The organism is Burkholderia sp. Bp9004 (assembly GCF_003858025.1).
GTDB classification, from domain to species: Bacteria; Pseudomonadota; Gammaproteobacteria; order Burkholderiales; family Burkholderiaceae; genus Burkholderia; species Burkholderia diffusa.
On record NZ_QTQD01000009.1, the window covers coordinates 171,624 to 188,580 of the forward strand.

A 16,957-nucleotide genomic window follows, 5' to 3' on the forward strand; every position below is an offset into this window, starting at 1 on the left:
GGTGCGCGGTGTCGGCCGCCGGCCCGCGCGGGCCGCCATCGAGACGATTCATGGGCCAGATCACCCTTTCCCTCAAAGACGACACGCTTGCGTCCCTGCGCAAGGACTACGACGCATTCGTGCGCGTGTCGCTGAAACTCGACCCGCAGTTCGCGACGCCGTCGTTCGAGGATTTCCTGCGCGCCAAGCTGCTCGACAACATGGTGCCGCTGACCGAGCATGCCGTGCAGCGGATGCTCGAGGGCGGCCAGTACGCGTGGGCGAAGCGCACGCTCGACAAGGAATTTCCGGACGTCGTCGCGATCCTGATGCGGCAGGCCGGCGAATTCGGCTTCGGCTTCGCGTCGCGCTCCGAATGGACCCCCGACGAGCTCGCGAAGGCATGCCGCGACTGGGCCAAGGCGATCGTCGCCGAAGCGCAGGGCGACGCGTCGCTCGTCGATCCGCTCGCCGCGCAGATCAAGGGCGCGGTGCACGACATCCAGACGCTCGAGGAAACGATGCAGACGCCCGCATGGCGGCTTGCGGAATCGCTGCGCCAGCGCGTCTACGAGGCGAAGCTCGCGTGCGAGATGAGCGTCGGCAGCGCCGCGCGCGACAAGCTCGGCGAACTGCGCGGCCTGCTGCGGCTCGGGCTCGCGCACGGTTCGTTCCAGAAACAGGAAGCGCAGCAGATCATGGAATACCTGCGGCTGCTGAAGCCCGACATCTTCGTCGACGAGCCGTACGACGTATTCGCGCGGCTTGCCGCGTGGCTGCGCAGCGTATTCACGCCGTCCGCCGCGCGGCCGGCGCACGGACCGGGGCCGGAACAGCACCGGCCATGACGGCCCGCGTCGACGCATGAAGAACGGCCCGGTTCGCGCGAAGCGAACCGGGCCATCGATCGATCGCCGTCACGACGCGCCGTCCGGGGCGAACGTCGTGCGACGTCGGGGGCCGCTTACTGCGCGGCGCCCGAGGCCGATGCACCGCCCTGCACGCCAGCCGACGCGCCACCTTCGACCGCCTCGTCGCCCACCTTCGACTTCGCCGAGCCGGCATGATGCTTGGCCGACTTCGCCGCATGCTTCGCGTGCTTCTTGGCCGAGTGGACCGACGACGCCGCCGTGTCCTTCGCGCCGTCGGCTGTCGCACCGACCGCGTCGGTCGCGCCGCCGACCGCATTGCCCGACGCGTTCGCGCCGGCACCACCCTGCATGCCCGCGCCAGCGCCTGCCCCTGCTGCCGGCGCCTGCGCCTGCACGCCGGCACCTGCGGTGCCCTGTGCCGCGACGCCCGTCTGCGCGAATGCGGCCGAAGTGGCGAACGCCGTCAGCGCGGCACCGATCAGCATCGTACGAATCTTGGACATGAGAATCCTCCTCAAGAAGTTGTGGGCGCGGACCGCCTCGATGCGATCCGTCGCGTCCCCCGCCGCAACACGCAGCAGGTACGACGAAAGACCCGCAGGCCGCACGTCCGGTTCTCCAATCTCTCAGACTGTTACCCACCGTTTCATTTGCTGACGAATCGCTCACAGTCCTTAACAACTACTGCGCGCGGGCCTGCACGACCGTCCGCACTCGCGCGCCGGCCCTCGGTGCCGTATGATGCGGGGCGATTCCTCCCGCGCATCGCGCGCTTCCTTCGTCATGCCCAATCTGGATTTCACGCTGACCGGCGAATACGTCGAGCTGCACAACCTTCTCAAGATCACCGGCCTCGCGGACAGCGGCGGCACGGCGAAGATGTTCGTCGCGTCCGGCGCGGTGAAAGTCGACGGCGTGGTCGAACTGCGCAAGACCTGCAAGATCCGCGCGGGTCAGGTCGTGCTGTTCGGCGATACGCGGATCGCGGTTCACGACGCGTAGCGGTTCCCCCTGACCGTGACATGGCCATCGGCGCGCGCGTTCGACACCGTTCGAATAAAGCCGTAAGCTAGCCGTCTCTCAAAATAAATACAGACAGCGCGGGCCCGCACCCGCGCGAGCGCTCATTCCATGTCGCATTCCGGTCTTACGCGGACGGCCGCCGCGCCGCCGTCCCTGTCCAGTCATGCCGCCGATACCGCGCGCCTCGCCGCGCCGCTTGCGATCGCGCAGCTCTCGCAGATGGCGATGAGCGTCACCGACACGGTACTGCTCGGCTCGCTCGGCCCCGATTCGCTCGCGGCGGGCGGCCTCGGCGCGAACTTCTTCTTCGTCATCGTGACCGTCCTGCAGGGCGTGCTCTCGTCGGTCAGCGTGAGCGTCGCGCATGCGCGCGGCGCGCAGGCGGAACACCGCGTGCCGCACATCTACTGGACCGGCTTCATGCTGTCCGTGCTGCTCGCGATTCCGGCGATCGTCGCGCTGTCGCTGTCCGAACCGATCCTGCTGATGTTCCACGAGCCGCCGACGCTCGCGCATCACGTCGGCGAGTACACCGGCATCCTGCGGTTCGCGGCGCTCGGCAGCCTGATCGGCGTCGGACTGATGCGCGCATTCCTGCCGGCGATCGGCGCCGCACGACGCCTGCTGTGGGTGTCGATCGGCGGCGTCGGCATCAACGGCGTGCTGAACTACGGGCTGATCCACGGCGCATTCGGCTTGCCGCGGCTCGGCTTCCTCGGCTCGGCGGTCGCGACGACCATCACCATCTGGCTCACCGCGCTCGCGCTGATCTGGCTGCTGCACGGCCGCCAGCGGTTCCGCCATTTCGTGACCGCCGCCCGTCCGAAACTGCCCTTGATGGGCGAGCTGATCGGCATCGGCTGGCCGGTGGCGATCACGTACGGGGTCGAATCGACGCTCTTTCTCGCCACGGGTCTCACCATTGGCGTGCTCGGCGCGACGTCGCTTGCCGCGCATCAGATCGCGCTGAACGTCGCGTCGGTCGCGTTCATGGTGCCGCTCGCGATCGGCCAGGCCGCCAACGTGCGGGTCGGCTACTGGGTCGGCGCCGGCCAGCCGGTCGCCGCGCGACATGCGGGTTTCGTCGCGCTCGGCCTCGGCGTCGCGTTCATGTCGCTGTCGGGGCTCGTGCTGATCGTCGCGCCGCATGCGATCGTCGGCCTGTATCTGCAACTCGACGACCCGGCCAACGCGGCGACCGTGTCGCTGGCCGCATCGCTCCTCGGCATCGCCGCGGTGTTCCAGATCGTCGACGGCATGCAGACCGTCGGGTCGGGCGCACTGCGCGGACTGCGGGACACGCGCATCCCGATGCTCGCGGCGACCTTCGGCTACTGGGGCATCGGTTTCCCGACCGGTTACTGGCTGGCATTCCATGCCGGCCTCGGCGCTCGCGGCCTGTGGTGGGGGCTCGCGGCCGGCCTCGCGAGCGTCGCCGTGCTGATGGCCTGGCGCTTTCACCGGAAGACCTCGTCGCTCGTCGCGCCGACGCGTTGAGCTCGGCACGACGCAAAATCGCAGCCGGCGCTATGCTTGTCGGTTGAAGACCCAGGACGCCGCGCCAGCGGCGCGACTGCCTCACGATACGCCAGACGCCGCGCGACCCGCGGCTTTTCCCCTTCCCAAGAGGAGTGCATCATGAACGAAGCAGTTCGGATGGAACGCGACACGTTCGGCGAGATCGCCGTGCCGGCCAACCGGCTCTGGGGCGCGCAGACGGAACGCTCGCTGCAGAATTTCCGGATCTCGACGGAGAAGCAGTCGCCCGAGCTGATCCACGCGCTCGCGATCGTCAAGCGTGCCGCGGCCGCCGTGAACCAGTCGCTCGGCGTGCTGGCCGACGAAAAGGCGCGCGCGATCATCGACGCGGCCGACGAGATCATCGCGGGCAAGCATCCGCGCGAATTCCCGCTCGCGGTCTGGCAGACGGGCTCCGGCACGCAGACCAACATGAACCTCAACGAGGTGATCGCGAACCGGGCGAGCGAGCTGCTCGGCGGCGAGCGCGGCGAAGCACGCAAGGTCCACCCGAACGACGACGTGAACCGCGGCCAGTCGTCGAACGACGTGTTCCCGACCGCGATGCATGTCGCGGCCGCCTACGCGATTGTCAACCACCTGCTGCCCGCGCTGCGCACGCTGCGCGCGACGCTCGACGCGAAGTCGAAGGCTTTCGCCGACATCGTGAAGATCGGCCGCACGCACCTGCAGGACGCGACGCCGCTCACGCTCGGGCAGGAGTTTTCCGGCTACGTCGCGCAGCTCGACCAGGGCGTCCGGCACGTCGAATCCGCGCTGCCGCACCTGTACGAACTCGCACTCGGCGGCACCGCCGTCGGCACCGGGCTGAACGCGCATCCGGAGTTCGCGGTGCGCGTGGCCGACGAGATCGGCCGGCTGACGAAGCTGCCGTTCGTGACCGCCCCGAGCAAGTTCGAGGTGATGGCAGCCGCCGACGCGCTGGTGTTCGCGCATGGCGCGCTGAAGACGGTCGCGGCCGGCCTGATGAAGATCGCCAACGACGTCCGCTGGCTTGCGAGCGGGCCGCGCTGCGGGCTCGGCGAACTGTCGATTCCGGAAAACGAACCGGGCAGCTCGATCATGCCGGGCAAGGTGAACCCGACGCAGTCGGAAGCCGTGACGATGCTGTGCTGCCAGGTGTTCGGCAACGACGTCGCGGTCAACGTCGGCGGCGCCAGCGGCAATTTCGAGCTGAACGTGTTCCGGCCGATGATCGCGCACAACGTGCTGCAGTCGGTGCGGCTGCTCGCCGACGGCGCGCAGAGCTTCAACGACCACTGCGCGGTGGGCATCGAGCCGAATCGCGCGCGCATCGACCTGCTGCTGAACGAATCGCTGATGCTCGTGACGGCGCTCAATCCGCACATCGGCTACGACAAGGCCGCGCAGATCGCGAAGAAGGCGCACAAGGAAGGCACGACGCTGAAAGCCGCCGCGCTCGCGCTCGGCTACCTGACCGAGGCGGAATTCGACGCGTGGGTGCGCCCCGAAGAGATGATCGGATCGCGGTAATCGCGGGGAGGCGACGCGATGACGGGCGCGGCACGCATGCGCGGCGCCCGTTGTCGTCAGACGGTGCCCTTCGCCACTTCCTCGGGCTTCATCTCGACGATCTTGTCGAGCGCGGCGCGCACGTCGGCCGCATATTTTGCGAGCACCTTCTGTTCGTCGGTCTCGGGCACGAACGGCGGCACCGGCACGGGGTTGCCGTTCTCATCGACCGCGACGAACACGACGAGGCAATCGGTCGTCTGGCGCAGTACGCCGCCCTTCGGATCGCCGGCGTGCACGGACACATGGATGTGCATGCTGGTGCGCCCCGTCGCGACGACACGCGCCTTCAGTTCGACCAGGTTGCCAACGAGGATCGGCCGCTGGAAGCGGATGTTGCCGACGCTGACCGTCACGCAATAGCGGCTCGACCAGACCGCCGCACACGCATACGCGACCTCGTCGATCCACTTCATCAGCGCGCCGCCATGCACCTTGCCGCCGAAGTTCACGGACGACGGCTCGGCGAGGAAGCGGAATACGGTTTCGGTGCGGTCGAGGGCGGCCGGTACGGGGGACGGTTGGGACATCGTGGTAGCTCCAGGCGGCGGGGGCACTGCAATCGGCGCATTATACGTTGCACTGCGGCAACACGTCGCGGTGCCCGCCGCGCCGCAGCGACGGCACGCCCACCCGCGCACTGAACCGGCATCGGCACCGCAAGCTGGCGCCCGTCAGCGGCGCACCGTGATGCCCTGGTCGATCGTCCCGTACATCTCGAGGCTGCCGCCCCGCGCGCCGGCGGCACCCGCACCGCCCTGCGCACAGGCCGCGCAGAGGAACGCGGCCGCCAACAGGCAGAAAATCGTCTTCATCGTTGCATCGTGTCGCATCCGGCGGCCCACTGCCGCCGCGTCGGGCCATTCTACGCGCGCGGCCGGCAACCGCGGGCACACACCGCCCCGCCGCATCTGACATTTCATCCGAACGCGAAACATCGAATGCGCGCAGCGCCTACACTGCAGGCATTCCGCCTGACGAGACACGACGATGACCGATCAAGACGACCACCACTTTCCAGGCCTGAGCCGGATCGGCGCACTGATCGCCGATCCCGGGCGCGCCGCGATGCTGTGGGTACTGATGGACGGCAGCGCGCGGCCGGCCGGCGAACTGACGATGATCGCGGGGCTGTCGCCTTCCGCGGCGAGCGCGCACCTTGCGCGCCTGACCGAAGGTGGCCTGCTCGCGCTCGACGTGCGTGGCCGGCACCGCTACTACCGGCTCGCGTCGGTCGACATCGCGGCGTCGCTCGAGGCACTCGCAAACGTGGCCCGCGCGGCCGCGCCGAACCGTCCGGTGCCGCCGCCGTCGCGCACGGTGCCGGCCGAACTGCGCTACGCGCGCACCTGCTACGACCACATGGCCGGCGAGCTCGCGGTCCGCATCTTCGACGGGCTCACGGCACGCGGCTGGCTGCAGGCGGACGGCGATGCGATCGAAGCCACCGAACTCGGCACGCAGGCGCTCGGGCGCTGGGGCATCGACGTCGCACAGCAGCGCACGCGCCGCCGCCGTTTCGCATGCCGCTGCCTCGACTGGAGCGAGCGCCGCCCGCATCTCGGCGGCGCGCTGGGCGCGGCACTGCTCGACAGCTTCTGCGCGCACGGCTGGATCGAGCGCACCGTGCGGCCGCGCGTGCTGCGCGTCACCGTGCCGGGACAGCAGATTTTCGACGACTGGCTTACGTCCGCTTGACGTGCGCATTGCGACCGGATGACAACGGCGCGCGATGGACAGGTTTTGTTACATCGCGTGCCATACGACTTACAAAACACTGAGCACTGAAACAGGCCGAGCGGATATTGTGAACTCGACGGCACGAATCGACGCGCCGCGATAACGACGAAGACGCTCATCATGGCCTCCCTGTTCACGCTCAAGCGAACCGCCCACTGCACGCTGCTCGCTGTCGCCACGCTGGCGACCCTGCCGTCCGCATTCGCGCAAGCGACACAGGCCGCGGCGTATGCGGCCGCCGCCCGACAACCGGGTGGCGATCCGCCGAGCCGCGTCGCCCGGCTCAACTACATGTCGGGTGCCGTGACGACGGAGCCCGCCGGCACCGATACCTGGTCGTACGCCGCCGTGAACCGGCCGCTGACGACCGGCGACCAGCTGTGGAACGATGCCGGCGCGCGCTCCGAACTGCACATCGGCTCGACCGCGGTGCGTCTCGGCGAATCGACGAACCTGTCGGTCCTGAACCTCGACGACAACACGACGCAGCTGAAAGTCGGGCTCGGCACCGTGTCGACCCACGTACGCGATCTGCCGCCCGGCGGAACCTACGAAATCGATACGCCCAATCTCGCGCTCGGCATCACGGGCCCCGGCGACTATCGCGTCGATGTCGCGCCGAACGGTGCGACCACGACGGTCACCGTCCGCAGCGGCAGCGCGACCGTCTACGGCAGTAACGGGCAGTATCCGCTGTCGCCCGGGCAGCAGGTCGTGTTCACCGGCACCGACCTGCAGGTCGCACAGCAATCGGCCGCACCGGCCCCCGATGCGCTCGACCAGTGGGCCGCCAGCCGCGATGCGGCCGAGCAGCGCTCGGTGTCGGCCCGCTACGTATCGCGCGACGTTCCCGGCTATCAGGACCTCGACGCGAACGGTACGTGGCGCGAAACCCCGAATTACGGCGAGGTCTGGGTGCCGAACGACACGCCGGCCGACTGGGCTCCGTATCACGACGGTCACTGGATCTGGCAAGCGCCGTGGGGCTGGACGTGGGTCGACGATGCACCGTGGGGCTTCGCGCCCTATCACTACGGCCGCTGGGCCTATGTCGACGATAGCTGGGCATGGGTGCCCGGCCCGATGGTCGTCAGCCAGCCGCCCGTCTACGCGCCGGCGCTCGTCGCGTTCGTGGGTGGAGGCGGCGGTCCCGACTGGAGCGTCGCCCTGACGGTCGGCGGCGTCGCCGCGGCCGGCTGCGCGTGGTTCGCACTCGGCCCGGGCGAAGCCTGGCATCCCGGCTGGGGTGGCTGGAGCCCGCATTACTACGATCGCGTGAACCGGAACATCGTGGTCAACAACGTGACGGTCAACAAGACCGTGAACGTGACGAACATCACCAACATCACGAACATCAACAAGACGTACGTGAACTTCCGCGCGCCGCACGCGATCACGGCCGTGCCGGCGTCCGCGTTCGTGCACGGTCAGCCAGTCGCGCACTTCTCGCAGCGCGTCGATCCGCAGCAATGGCGCAACGCGCACGTGATGCCGGGCACCCCCGGCATTGCGCCGGTACGCCAGAGCTTTACCGGCGGACTGCGCACGGCCAGCTACCGCCCGCCGGCAGCGATCGGACAGCACACGTTCGTCGCGACGCGCAATCCGGCGGTACCGGCCGCGTATCGCGACCAAGCGGCCGCGCGTCTCGCCGGGCAAGGCGCGCGCGTGCCCGGCGCGGGCGCGCCCGTCGCGAAGACGAACGTGCCGGCCGACTATACGGCTCGCCCGGTCCGCGTTCCGGGCAACCCGAAGGCCGGTGCATGGGCGATGCGCAACGTTCAGCTCGTGAACCCGCACGGTCCTGTCGTGCAACCGGCGCACGCGCCGCGCGACGGGCAGCCAGCCCCGGCACAGGCACTGGCCGCACGGCCGGGTGCGCCGATGCCTGTCGTGCCGAATGGCGCGCGGCCGACGAACGGCGAAGGCCCCAATGCGCCGCGCTTCACGAACGGTGCCACGCCGCAGGCACCGGGCAATCCGGCTGCGCATCAGGCATTGGGCCCTGGAAATGGCGTCCCGCACCCGCCGACCTCCGTCAACACGCCGACCGGGCACGACAACACGCATGCTGCCGCGGCGCCCGCGCCCGCGTGGATGCAACCGCATACGCCGATGGAGCGTCAGCGCCCGACGCCACCGACGGCTCTCCACGCAGCGGGACAGAATGCACTGCCGCCCGTGCGCGGCGCGGCACCGGCCCAGCATCCGGAAGCCGCGCCCAGTACGCAACTCGGCGGGCGGCAGGAAACGCCGCGCGCGTTGCCGCAACCACGGCTCGATACGACCGCGCAGATTCCGCAGCCGCGTCCGCGTCCTGACTTCGCGGCACCGGCGCAGCATGCGCAGCCGCGGCCCGAGCGGGCCGCCCCGACACCGCAACCGCGCCCCGAATTCGCGCAACCGGCACCAAGGCACGAAGTCGCGCCGCCGCGCGTGAACGAGTACCGCCCGCCCGCGCCGGCCGTACACGAAATGCCGCGACCGCAGCCGCAAGCTCCGCGCATGGAGCCGCGGCCGTCGATGCCCGCGCCGCACATGGAACCACGGCCGCAACCGGCGCCGCACGTCGAGGCGCCGCACCCGAGCAACCCGCCGCCCGGCGGCCACGATGAGCGGCACCGCCAGTAACCGCGCCCGATGAAACGGAAAGGCCCGACCGGCGAATGCCAGTCGGGCCTTCTTCATTCCGTCTGGCGCGGATCGCGTAACCCGCACCGCCGCGCCGTCAACCGCCGGGGCTCAGACCGCCATCGGCGCGGTCAGCGGCTCATGATGCCGATAGCCGACGAGCGAGAAGTCGGACGGCTCGATCTGCTCGAGCCATTCGGGCGCATAAACACCCGTCTTCGCGTAGTCCGGCACGCGCTCGGCAATCTCGAGCCGCGGGCTGTCGTACGGTTCGCGCGTGAGCTGCTGCTGCAGCATGTCGAGCTGGTTCTCGTAGATATGCGCGTCACCGATGAAGTACGTGAACCAGCGCGGCGTATAACCCGTCAGCCGACCGACGAGCGACAGCAGCGCAGCCCCTTCCGTCAGGTTGAACGGCGTGCCGAGCCCGACGTCGTTGCTGCGGATGTACAGACACAGCGAAATCTCGCGCTTCGTGACGTTCGGCAGGAACTGGTACAGCAGATGGCACGCGGGCAGCGCGATCTGGTCGAGTACGGCCGGATTCCACGCGTGAAACAGAATGCGGCGATCGGCCGGGTTCTCCATGATCGTGTCGAGACACTGGCGCAACTGGTCGATCGCCTTGTACAGCAGCACCTTCGGCGCGCCGTCCTCGTCGAAGCGCGTGACGATCCGGAAACCGCGGCGCGTCGCGTCGGCGACCTGCGCGTCGGCGCCCGCGTCGAGCACCTTGTAGCCGGGCCACTGGCGCCATTGCACGCCGTACACGTCGCCCAGGTCGTCGACGCCCTGGCGGTACGGGTTCGCGAGCCACTGCGCATTGTCGTTCGCGTTCGCGTCCCACACCTTGCAGCCGAGCGCGCGGAAATCGGCCGCGCTGCGCGACGCCCGCAGGAAGCCGACCAGTTCGCCGATCGCGGACTTGAACGCGAGCTTCTTGGTCGTCACGGCCGGGAAACCTTGCTGCAGGTCGAACCGCAGCATCGCACCGGGCATGCTGATGGTGCGGATGCCCGTACGGTTCTCCTGCCAGGTGCCGGTGTCGAGGATGGTGCGAACGAGGTCGAGGTACTGTTTCATGCGGGTTCCTTCGGCCGCGAGGGCGGCCGTCACCCGCCAATTTTAGCAAGCGTGACGCGGAACCTCCGGCAACGGCGCCGAAAACCCTCCCAGCGGGTCGCTGCGATCGCGCATGCCATGCGCGCACATCAGCCGGTACAGCGTGACACGCGACACGCCGAGTTCGCGCGCCGCATCGGCGAAACGGCCGCGGTGGCGCAGCAGCGCCTGCTCGATCGCCTGCCGTTCGGCCGCTTCCCGCGCCTCGGTCAGCGAGACGGGCGCCAGGATCGCGAATTCGTTGAGTTCGAGATCGGCCGCGGTAATCATCCGGCCCTCCGACATCACGATCGCGCGGCGCACGCGATTGATCAGCTCGCGCACGTTGCCGGGCCACGAATAGCCGTACAGCGCGGCGATCGCATCCGGCGAGAAGCCACGCAGGCGGCGATGCGCATCACCCTTGAAACGCTCGAGCATGTGGCGCGCCAGCAACTCGATATCCTTGCCGCGCGCGCGCAGCGGCGGCTCCTCGATCTTCAGCACGCACAGCCGATGGAACAGGTCCTCGCGGAACAGCCCGTCGCGCAGCGCCGCTTCCATGTTCACGTGCGTCGCGCAGATCACGCGCACGTCGACCGGCACCGACACATGCGCGCCGAGCCGCTCGATCTTGCCTTCCTGCAGGAATCTCAGCAGGCTCGCCTGGCTCTCGAGCGGCAGGTCGCCGATTTCGTCGAGAAACAGCGTGCCGCCGTTCGCGGCCTCGACACGGCCGATCTTGCGCTGGTTCGCGCCCGTAAAAGCGCCGCGCTCATAGCCGAACAGCTCGGCTTGCAGCAGCGTCGACGGAATCGCACCGCAATTGATCGCGACGAACGGCGCCTGCGCGCGCGCCGAGCGCTCGTGGATCGCAACGGCCGTCAGTTCCTTGCCGGTACCCGATTCGCCGGAGATGAACACCGGTGCATCGGTCGTGGCGACGCGCCGGATCGTCCTGAAGAGTCCGAGCATCGCATCGCAGGTGCCGACCATCTCGCCTTCGGCGCGCCCGGCGCCGACGGGCGCCGCCACCGGGTCGGTCAGTGCGACCATGCCGTGCGCATGGCCGATGGTCTCGACGATGCGCGACGCCTCGTACGGCATCGTCACGTAGTCGAAGCAATAGTCGCGAATGAGATGCCGCAGTGTGGCGTCCTGCAACTGCCCACGCCGGGTCGCCGCGATCCAGCCGATGTGCTGGATGCTCAGACACGTTTCGAGTTCGCGCAGATCCGCGGGCCGAAAGCCCGGCGAGAAATCGAGCAGGCCGGCGGTTGCCACGCCGTGCTGCACGACACGCCGCACGTCGCGTGCGCTTTCCGCAAGATCGACGCGCCACCCGCATTCGTCGAAATGCCCGCGCAAAGCGTCGTTCGGCTCGCGCGAGAAATAGATCACATGCCGCTGCTCGGCTCCCATATGCCCACCCCGTTCATCAACCGTCTAACGATTGCAGCACACGCCAAGTCGCGTGCTAAAGGATCGAACCGGGTCAGCCGAAGCGGCTCGATTCGCCATGCCGATGCGCGGCGACGACCAGCCTCGCATGATGGCGCTTGTCTCGCGTCCAGTTATTTTTGGGTCACAACGGCTTAGTTATAGGCGCTGAATACGACAAACCGATTGCAGCGCAAATGGGCGAGCGGCCGAATCGCTCAATGGTCGACGTTTATCAATCATCTGCACATAAGCACACGCGCAGTGACGCGTACCTGCATCGACACACGCCCAGATTTTCATCCTTGAAGCGTATCGAATGAATCCGCAGTACTCCCAAGCCCCTTCGTTTCACGCCTGAAACATTTCCCGGCGTTTTCGATTGCGATTCACGATGCTCCCCCGCGAATCGCAGACGCGACAATGCTCTTCGCCCGATGGCATGTATTTCGCTGAATGTGCAACGGATCGGAGAAGGCAGCCATGCGAACACTTTTTTCACGGTCTTGTGTGCAGATCACGATTGCATTTGCGCTCGCGTGCCCGTTCATGCCGGCCCGCGCGGAAGAAAGCGCGCGGCCCGAACGCGCGATGCTGCTTGCCGATAACGCGCCGCACACGCAACAGGACAACCGCATCGGTATCGTGCCGGTCGCCGCACCCCAACCGCGTTCGTCGGGCAAGACATGGGTGACGCTGTGGGACGAGCTCGCCCCGCCTACTCCGCTGCCGGTACCGATTCCTGTTCCGCTTCCCGGCAACGCACAGCATGCGATGGAGGGAAACACCGGAAACCGCGTGCATCAATAATCTGCTCACGACGCCACATGCCGCTCAATTGATGAGGATTACAGACGAGCGAGATGAGTCAGGTCAGTTCACACAGCGTCGATATCTCGACGCGAACCGTTTTTGTGTCCGTCCCCCGGCGGGCACTCTTTTTATTCAGGACATTACGGCGCAAAGGCCGCACCTCGTCGCCACCGTCGGCGAGGTGCGGCGGACCGGAATCTGCCAAGGCGCCCGCGCATCCGCATCGATGCGGTCGCGCGCCGCCATTCCGGTAGAATCGGCGCCATTCCGGTTCTCCTCTTCTCCACCTTCATGACGACGTTGACCCTGATCGTCGCGCGCGCCCGCAACGGCATCATCGGCCGCGACAACCAGTTGCCCTGGAAACTTCCCGAGGACCTCGCGTTCTTCAAGCGCACGACGATGGGTGCGCCGATCGTGATGGGCCGCAAGACCCACGAGTCGATCGGCCGGCCGCTGCCGGGCCGCCGCAATATCGTCGTCACGCGCGACGCAGCGCGCCGCTTCGACGGCTGCGACACCGTCACGTCGCTCGCCGATGCGCTCGCGCTCGCCGCGCGCGACGGGGTGGCCGAAGCATTCCTGATCGGCGGCGCACAGCTCTATGCGGAAGGCCTGGAACTCGCCGACAAGCTGGTCGTCACCGAGATCGACGCGGACTTCGACGGCGATGCGTCGTTCCCGGCGCCCGATCCCGCGCACTGGCAAGAAGTGTCGCGCGATCCGCACCAGGCCGCCGCGCCGAACACGTTCGGCTATGCGTTCGTCGTCTACGCGCGCAAGCGCGACTGACACGCGGCACACGACAAAAAGCCCGACCGGCGCACTCACGCCGGTCGGGCTTTTTCGTTTCGTGGCGGCCGACGCCGCGCCGCTTACTGCCCGGCGATCGTCATCTGCTCGATCAGCACCGAGCCCGTTTCCTTCGTACCGCGCACGATCGAATCCGCGCCGATCGCGACGATATGCCGGAACATCTCCTGCAACGTGCTCGCGACGGTGATTTCCTCGACCGGATATTGGATCACGCCGTTCTCGACCCAGAAGCCGGCCGCGCCGCGAGAATAGTCGCCGGTCACGTAGTTCACGCCCTGCCCCATCAGCTCCGTCAACAGCAGGCCCGTACCGAGCTTCTTCAGCATCGCGTCGAAATCATCGCCCGGCTGCGTGTTCGAACTGCGCAGCGCGAGGTTGTGCGAACCGCCCGCGTTGCCGGTCGTCTGCGTGCCGAGCTTGCGCGCCGAATAGGTCGACAGGAAGTAGCCTTCGACGACACCGTCGCTGACGACGCTGCGCGCACGCGTGCGCACGCCTTCCTCGTCGAACGGCGCGCTGCCCATTGCACGCGGCACGTGCGGATCCTCGACGACCTGCACGTGCGGTGCGAACACCGGCTTGCCGAGGCTGTCGACGAGGAACGACGTCTTGCGGTACAGCGCGCCGCCGCTGACGGCCTGCACGAATGCGCCGAGCAGGCCGGCCGCGAGCGGCGCCTCGAACAGCACGGGCACCTTGCGGGTGTCGAGGCGGCGCGCGCCCATCCGCGCCAGCGCACGCTCGGCCGCATAGCGCCCGACGGCTTCCGGCGCAGCGAGGTCGACCGCGCTGCGCTTCGACGAATACCAGTCGTCCCGCTGCATGTGGCGGCCGGTGCCCGCGATCGGCGCACACGCGATGTAGTGGCGCGAGTACGGGTAGCCGGCAAGGAAGCCGCGCGACGTCGCGAGCACGAACTGCGAATGCTGCGCCGACACGCTCGCGCCTTCCGAGTTGCGGATCTGCGGACTGACCGCGAACGCGGCGTCCTCCGCGCGACGGGCGAGCTCGACGGCCTCGTCGGCCGTCAGCGCCCACGGGTGGTAGAGATCGAGGTCGCGCGGGTCGGTTTCGAGCAACTCGGCCTCGGCGAGGCCGGCCGCGTCGTCCTCGGCCGTGAAGCGCGCGATGTTGTACGCGGCGGCGACGGTATCCTTGATCGCGGCCGGCGAGAAGTCCGACGTGCTCGCGTTGCCGCGCTTCTTGCCGATGAACACCGTCACGCCGACCATCTTGTCGCGGTTGTGTTCGATCGTCTCGACCTCGCCGCGGCGCACCGACACCGACAGGCCGTCGCCTTCGGAGATTTCGGTCGCGGCGTCCGTCGCGCCGAGCGCCTTCGCATGGCGAAGGATGTCCGAGGCAATTTCTTTGAGCTGGTCCTGCGTGTGCGGGAAATAGCGCGCTTGTACGTCGAGATTGGCTGCCATCGTCGTGATATCCGGTGGCGGGCGAGCCGCCCGCATGTTCAAAATGTTGCGTATCCCGCGATCATAGCAAGGTCCGGGGCCGCATACCGACAAGCTTGGGGTGTTCGCGCCGCGATACAATGCCGCCCATGACACGCAAAACCCGAATCCAGCCGATCGAGCATGCCGACGACGACGTCGGCAACGGCTACGATCGCCCCAGCAAATCCCAGTTGAAACGCGAGATGCACGCGCTGCAGGAGCTCGGCCAGGCCTTGGTCGACCTGCCGAAGGACGCGCTCAAGCGCATGCCGATGCCCGAGGACCTCGCCGACGCCGTGCGCGAGGCACGTCGGATCACCGACCACGAAGGCAAGCGCCGCCAGCTCCAGTACGTCGGCCGCGTGATGCGCTCGCTGACCGAGGATGAAACGGCCGCGCTGCGCACCGCGCTGGACGCCCAGCGAGGCGTGAACAAGGCCGCGACCGCTCGCCTGCACTGGATCGAGCGCACGCGCGAACAGCTGCTCGCCAACGACGACGCGCTGACCGAATTCCTCCGCCAGCACCCCGAAGCCGACATCCAGGAAGGCCGCACGCTGATCCGCAACGCGCGCAAGGAAGCGCAGCAAGGCAAGCCGCCGCGCTATTTCCGCGAGCTGTTCCAGTGGATCAAGACCGCGAGCGGTACGCCCGACGGGGATGACGAAGCGGCCGACGACGCCGGAGACGACCATGACGACGACGAAGCGTAACCACCCGGACGAGCTCGTGGTCGGCCTCGTGTCGATCAGCGACCGCGCGAGCACGGGTGTTTATGAGGACAAGGGCATTCCGGCGCTGCAGGAATGGCTCGCCGGCGCATTGCGCTCGCCGTGGCGCGCCGAAACCCGGCTGATCCAGGACGACGCGCCGACGATCTCCGCCACGCTGGCGGAACTCGTCGACGTGGCAGGCTGCGATCTGGTGCTGACGACCGGCGGCACCGGCCCGGCGCGGCGCGACGTGACGCCGGAAGCCACGCTGGCCGTTGCGACGAAGGAAATGCCGGGATTCGGCGAACAGATGCGGCAGATCAGCCTGAATTTCGTGCCGACCGCGATCCTGTCTCGACAGGTCGCGGTGATCCGCGAGACGGCCGACCACGCGGCCCTGATCATCAACCTGCCCGGCCAGCCGAAGTCGATCCGGGAAACGCTCGAAGGGCTGCGCGACGCCGACGGCAAGTCGACCGTTCCCGGCATCTTCGCGGCCGTGCCCTACTGCATCGACCTGATCGGCGGCCCGTACATCGAGACCGACGCCGCAGTGGTCGCGGCGTTCCGGCCGAAGAGCGCTCAACGCGCGCCGCGCTGAGCGCGTGCCGGCCCGCTCAGGCGGCCGGTGCGGACTCGCCTGCCGGCGCCGACGCGGCCGGAATCAGGAAATGCTCGCGGTAGTACTTCAGTTCGTCGATCGACTCGTGGATGTCCGCGAGTGCCGTGTGCATCGCGCGCTTCTGGAAGCCCTTGTAGATCGCGGGCTGCCAGCGGCGGCACAGCTCTTTCAGCGTGCTGACGTCGAGATTGCGGTAGTGGAAGAATTTCTCGAATTCCGGCATCCAGCGCGCCATGAAACGGCGATCCTGGCAGATCGAATTGCCGCACATCGGCGACTTGCCGGGCGATACGTACTGCGCGAGGAACGCCTGCAGCTGCGCGGCGGCGTCCGCCTCGGTCACGGTCGAGGCGCGCACGCGGTCGATCAGGCCCGAGCGGCCGTGCGTCGACTTGTTCCAGTCGTCCATCTTCGCGAGCGTTTCGTCGCTCTGGTGGATCGCGAACACGGGGCCTTCCACGGCGATGTCGAGCGTGGAATTGGTCACGACGACCGCGATTTCGATGATGCGGTCGTTATCCGGGTCGAGGCCCGTCATCTCCATGTCGAGCCAGACGAGGTTCAACTCGTTGCGCACGAGCGCGGGCTGGCTGGCGGAAGCGGCGGTATCGGTCATGAGTCATCCTGGAAAATGGCGGACGGCGCGCGGCGCCGCCCGGGCGGCCGGCATCGCGTGAGCGGGCC

17 protein-coding genes are annotated in these 16,957 nt (G+C 68.1%); 10 read left to right on the forward strand and 7 right to left on the reverse strand.

Annotated features, from left to right (window positions below; genetic code table 11):
- Positions 1-50 precede the first annotated feature (50 nt).
- Entirely contained in the window at positions 51-827 is a 777-nt protein-coding gene (locus DIE08_RS13260) for a DUF4088 family protein (RefSeq protein ID WP_124623355.1), read from the forward strand.
- Positions 828-943: 116 nt separating this feature from the next.
- Here the strand turns inward: DIE08_RS13260 and DIE08_RS13265 are convergent, their stop codons facing one another.
- Positions 944-1,354: a hypothetical protein gene (locus DIE08_RS13265; protein ID WP_124902124.1), complete on the reverse strand. Its 411-nt coding sequence runs from the start codon at positions 1,352-1,354 to the stop codon at positions 944-946.
- Between the two features lie 280 nt (positions 1,355-1,634).
- Here DIE08_RS13265 and DIE08_RS13270 point away from each other — a divergent pair, with 280 nt between their 5' ends.
- The 3 genes from DIE08_RS13270 to fumC all read left to right on the forward strand — a co-directional run bounded on the left by DIE08_RS13270 (position 1,635) and on the right by fumC (position 4,907).
- On the forward strand, positions 1,635-1,853 hold the full coding sequence (locus DIE08_RS13270; protein ID WP_006753074.1) for an RNA-binding S4 domain-containing protein: 219 nt from the start codon (positions 1,635-1,637) through the stop codon (positions 1,851-1,853).
- Between the two features lie 129 nt (positions 1,854-1,982).
- On the forward strand, positions 1,983-3,371 hold the full coding sequence (norM, locus tag DIE08_RS13275) for a multidrug efflux MATE transporter NorM (protein ID WP_124623358.1): 1,389 nt from the start codon (positions 1,983-1,985) through the stop codon (positions 3,369-3,371).
- A 141-nt stretch (positions 3,372-3,512) separates the two neighbouring features.
- On the forward strand, positions 3,513-4,907 hold the full coding sequence (gene fumC / locus DIE08_RS13280) for a class II fumarate hydratase (protein ID WP_124623360.1): 1,395 nt from the start codon (positions 3,513-3,515) through the stop codon (positions 4,905-4,907).
- Positions 4,908-4,963: 56 nt separating this feature from the next.
- Here the strand turns inward: fumC and DIE08_RS13285 are convergent, their stop codons facing one another.
- Both DIE08_RS13285 and DIE08_RS35635 read right to left on the reverse strand, forming a co-directional pair.
- Complete coding sequence (locus DIE08_RS13285) at positions 4,964-5,476, reverse strand: acyl-CoA thioesterase (RefSeq protein ID WP_014897688.1); 513 nt, start codon at positions 5,474-5,476, stop codon at positions 4,964-4,966.
- A 144-nt stretch (positions 5,477-5,620) separates the two neighbouring features.
- Positions 5,621-5,761: a hypothetical protein gene (locus tag DIE08_RS35635; protein WP_174906966.1), complete on the reverse strand. Its 141-nt coding sequence runs from the start codon at positions 5,759-5,761 to the stop codon at positions 5,621-5,623.
- A gap of 175 nt (positions 5,762-5,936) precedes the next feature.
- Here DIE08_RS35635 and DIE08_RS13290 point away from each other — a divergent pair, with 175 nt between their 5' ends.
- Positions 5,937-6,644, forward strand: a complete 708-nt coding sequence (locus tag DIE08_RS13290; protein ID WP_124623362.1) for a helix-turn-helix transcriptional regulator — start codon at positions 5,937-5,939, stop codon at positions 6,642-6,644.
- 162 nt (positions 6,645-6,806) lie between these two features.
- Entirely contained in the window at positions 6,807-9,317 is a 2,511-nt protein-coding gene (locus DIE08_RS13295; protein WP_124902125.1) for a DUF6600 domain-containing protein, read from the forward strand.
- Between the two features lie 111 nt (positions 9,318-9,428).
- Here DIE08_RS13295 and DIE08_RS13300 read toward each other — a convergent pair whose 3' ends face one another.
- The gene (locus DIE08_RS13300) at positions 9,429-10,400 is read right to left on the reverse strand and encodes a thymidylate synthase (protein ID WP_059607103.1); all 972 of its coding nucleotides are present in this window, start codon (positions 10,398-10,400) and stop codon (positions 9,429-9,431) included.
- Positions 10,401-10,442: 42 nt separating this feature from the next.
- Positions 10,443-11,840: a sigma-54 dependent transcriptional regulator gene (locus DIE08_RS13305; protein WP_124902126.1), complete on the reverse strand. Its 1,398-nt coding sequence runs from the start codon at positions 11,838-11,840 to the stop codon at positions 10,443-10,445.
- Positions 11,841-12,449: 609 nt separating this feature from the next.
- Between DIE08_RS13305 and DIE08_RS13310 the strand changes: the two genes are divergently transcribed.
- On the forward strand, positions 12,450-12,668 hold the full coding sequence (locus DIE08_RS13310; RefSeq protein ID WP_260436516.1) for a hypothetical protein: 219 nt from the start codon (positions 12,450-12,452) through the stop codon (positions 12,666-12,668).
- Positions 12,669-12,962: 294 nt separating this feature from the next.
- Entirely contained in the window at positions 12,963-13,463 is a 501-nt protein-coding gene (locus tag DIE08_RS13315) for a dihydrofolate reductase (RefSeq protein ID WP_124902128.1), read from the forward strand.
- An 83-nt stretch (positions 13,464-13,546) separates the two neighbouring features.
- Here DIE08_RS13315 and pmbA read toward each other — a convergent pair whose 3' ends face one another.
- Complete coding sequence (pmbA, locus tag DIE08_RS13320) at positions 13,547-14,917, reverse strand: metalloprotease PmbA (RefSeq protein WP_059523791.1); 1,371 nt, start codon at positions 14,915-14,917, stop codon at positions 13,547-13,549.
- 128 nt (positions 14,918-15,045) lie between these two features.
- Here pmbA and yjgA point away from each other — a divergent pair, with 128 nt between their 5' ends.
- Entirely contained in the window at positions 15,046-15,651 is a 606-nt protein-coding gene (yjgA, locus tag DIE08_RS13325) for a ribosome biogenesis factor YjgA (RefSeq protein ID WP_311768945.1), read from the forward strand.
- Positions 15,632-16,252 carry a molybdopterin adenylyltransferase gene (gene mog / locus DIE08_RS13330; RefSeq protein WP_082728832.1) on the forward strand — a complete coding sequence of 207 codons (621 nt, stop codon included), beginning with the start codon at positions 15,632-15,634 and terminating at the stop codon, positions 16,250-16,252. Before yjgA ends, mog begins: the two co-directional genes overlap by 20 nt.
- Positions 16,253-16,268: 16 nt before the next feature.
- Here mog and orn read toward each other — a convergent pair whose 3' ends face one another.
- Positions 16,269-16,889 (reverse strand): oligoribonuclease, encoded by a 621-nt coding sequence (gene orn / locus DIE08_RS13335; protein ID WP_059678659.1) that lies wholly within the window; start codon positions 16,887-16,889, stop codon positions 16,269-16,271.
- Between the last annotated feature and the right edge of the window lie 68 nt (positions 16,890-16,957).

Coding starts and splice junctions, on each gene's coding strand:
- DIE08_RS13260 (WP_124623355.1), top strand. CDS start 51: ATGGGCCAGATCACCCTTTCCCTCAAAGACGACACGCTTGCGTCCCTG.
- DIE08_RS13265 (WP_124902124.1), bottom strand. CDS start 1,354: ATGTCCAAGATTCGTACGATGCTGATCGGTGCCGCGCTGACGGCGTTC.
- DIE08_RS13270 (WP_006753074.1), top strand. CDS start 1,635: ATGCCCAATCTGGATTTCACGCTGACCGGCGAATACGTCGAGCTGCAC.
- norM (WP_124623358.1), top strand. CDS start 1,983: ATGTCGCATTCCGGTCTTACGCGGACGGCCGCCGCGCCGCCGTCCCTG.
- fumC (WP_124623360.1), top strand. CDS start 3,513: ATGAACGAAGCAGTTCGGATGGAACGCGACACGTTCGGCGAGATCGCC.
- DIE08_RS13285 (WP_014897688.1), bottom strand. CDS start 5,476: ATGTCCCAACCGTCCCCCGTACCGGCCGCCCTCGACCGCACCGAAACC.
- DIE08_RS35635 (WP_174906966.1), bottom strand. CDS start 5,761: ATGAAGACGATTTTCTGCCTGTTGGCGGCCGCGTTCCTCTGCGCGGCC.
- DIE08_RS13290 (WP_124623362.1), top strand. CDS start 5,937: ATGACCGATCAAGACGACCACCACTTTCCAGGCCTGAGCCGGATCGGC.
- DIE08_RS13295 (WP_124902125.1), top strand. CDS start 6,807: ATGGCCTCCCTGTTCACGCTCAAGCGAACCGCCCACTGCACGCTGCTC.
- DIE08_RS13300 (WP_059607103.1), bottom strand. CDS start 10,400: ATGAAACAGTACCTCGACCTCGTTCGCACCATCCTCGACACCGGCACC.
- DIE08_RS13305 (WP_124902126.1), bottom strand. CDS start 11,840: ATGGGAGCCGAGCAGCGGCATGTGATCTATTTCTCGCGCGAGCCGAAC.
- DIE08_RS13310 (WP_260436516.1), top strand. CDS start 12,450: ATGCTGCTTGCCGATAACGCGCCGCACACGCAACAGGACAACCGCATC.
- DIE08_RS13315 (WP_124902128.1), top strand. CDS start 12,963: ATGACGACGTTGACCCTGATCGTCGCGCGCGCCCGCAACGGCATCATC.
- pmbA (WP_059523791.1), bottom strand. CDS start 14,917: ATGGCAGCCAATCTCGACGTACAAGCGCGCTATTTCCCGCACACGCAG.
- yjgA (WP_311768945.1), top strand. CDS start 15,046: ATGACACGCAAAACCCGAATCCAGCCGATCGAGCATGCCGACGACGAC.
- mog (WP_082728832.1), top strand. CDS start 15,632: ATGACGACGACGAAGCGTAACCACCCGGACGAGCTCGTGGTCGGCCTC.
- orn (WP_059678659.1), bottom strand. CDS start 16,889: ATGACCGATACCGCCGCTTCCGCCAGCCAGCCCGCGCTCGTGCGCAAC.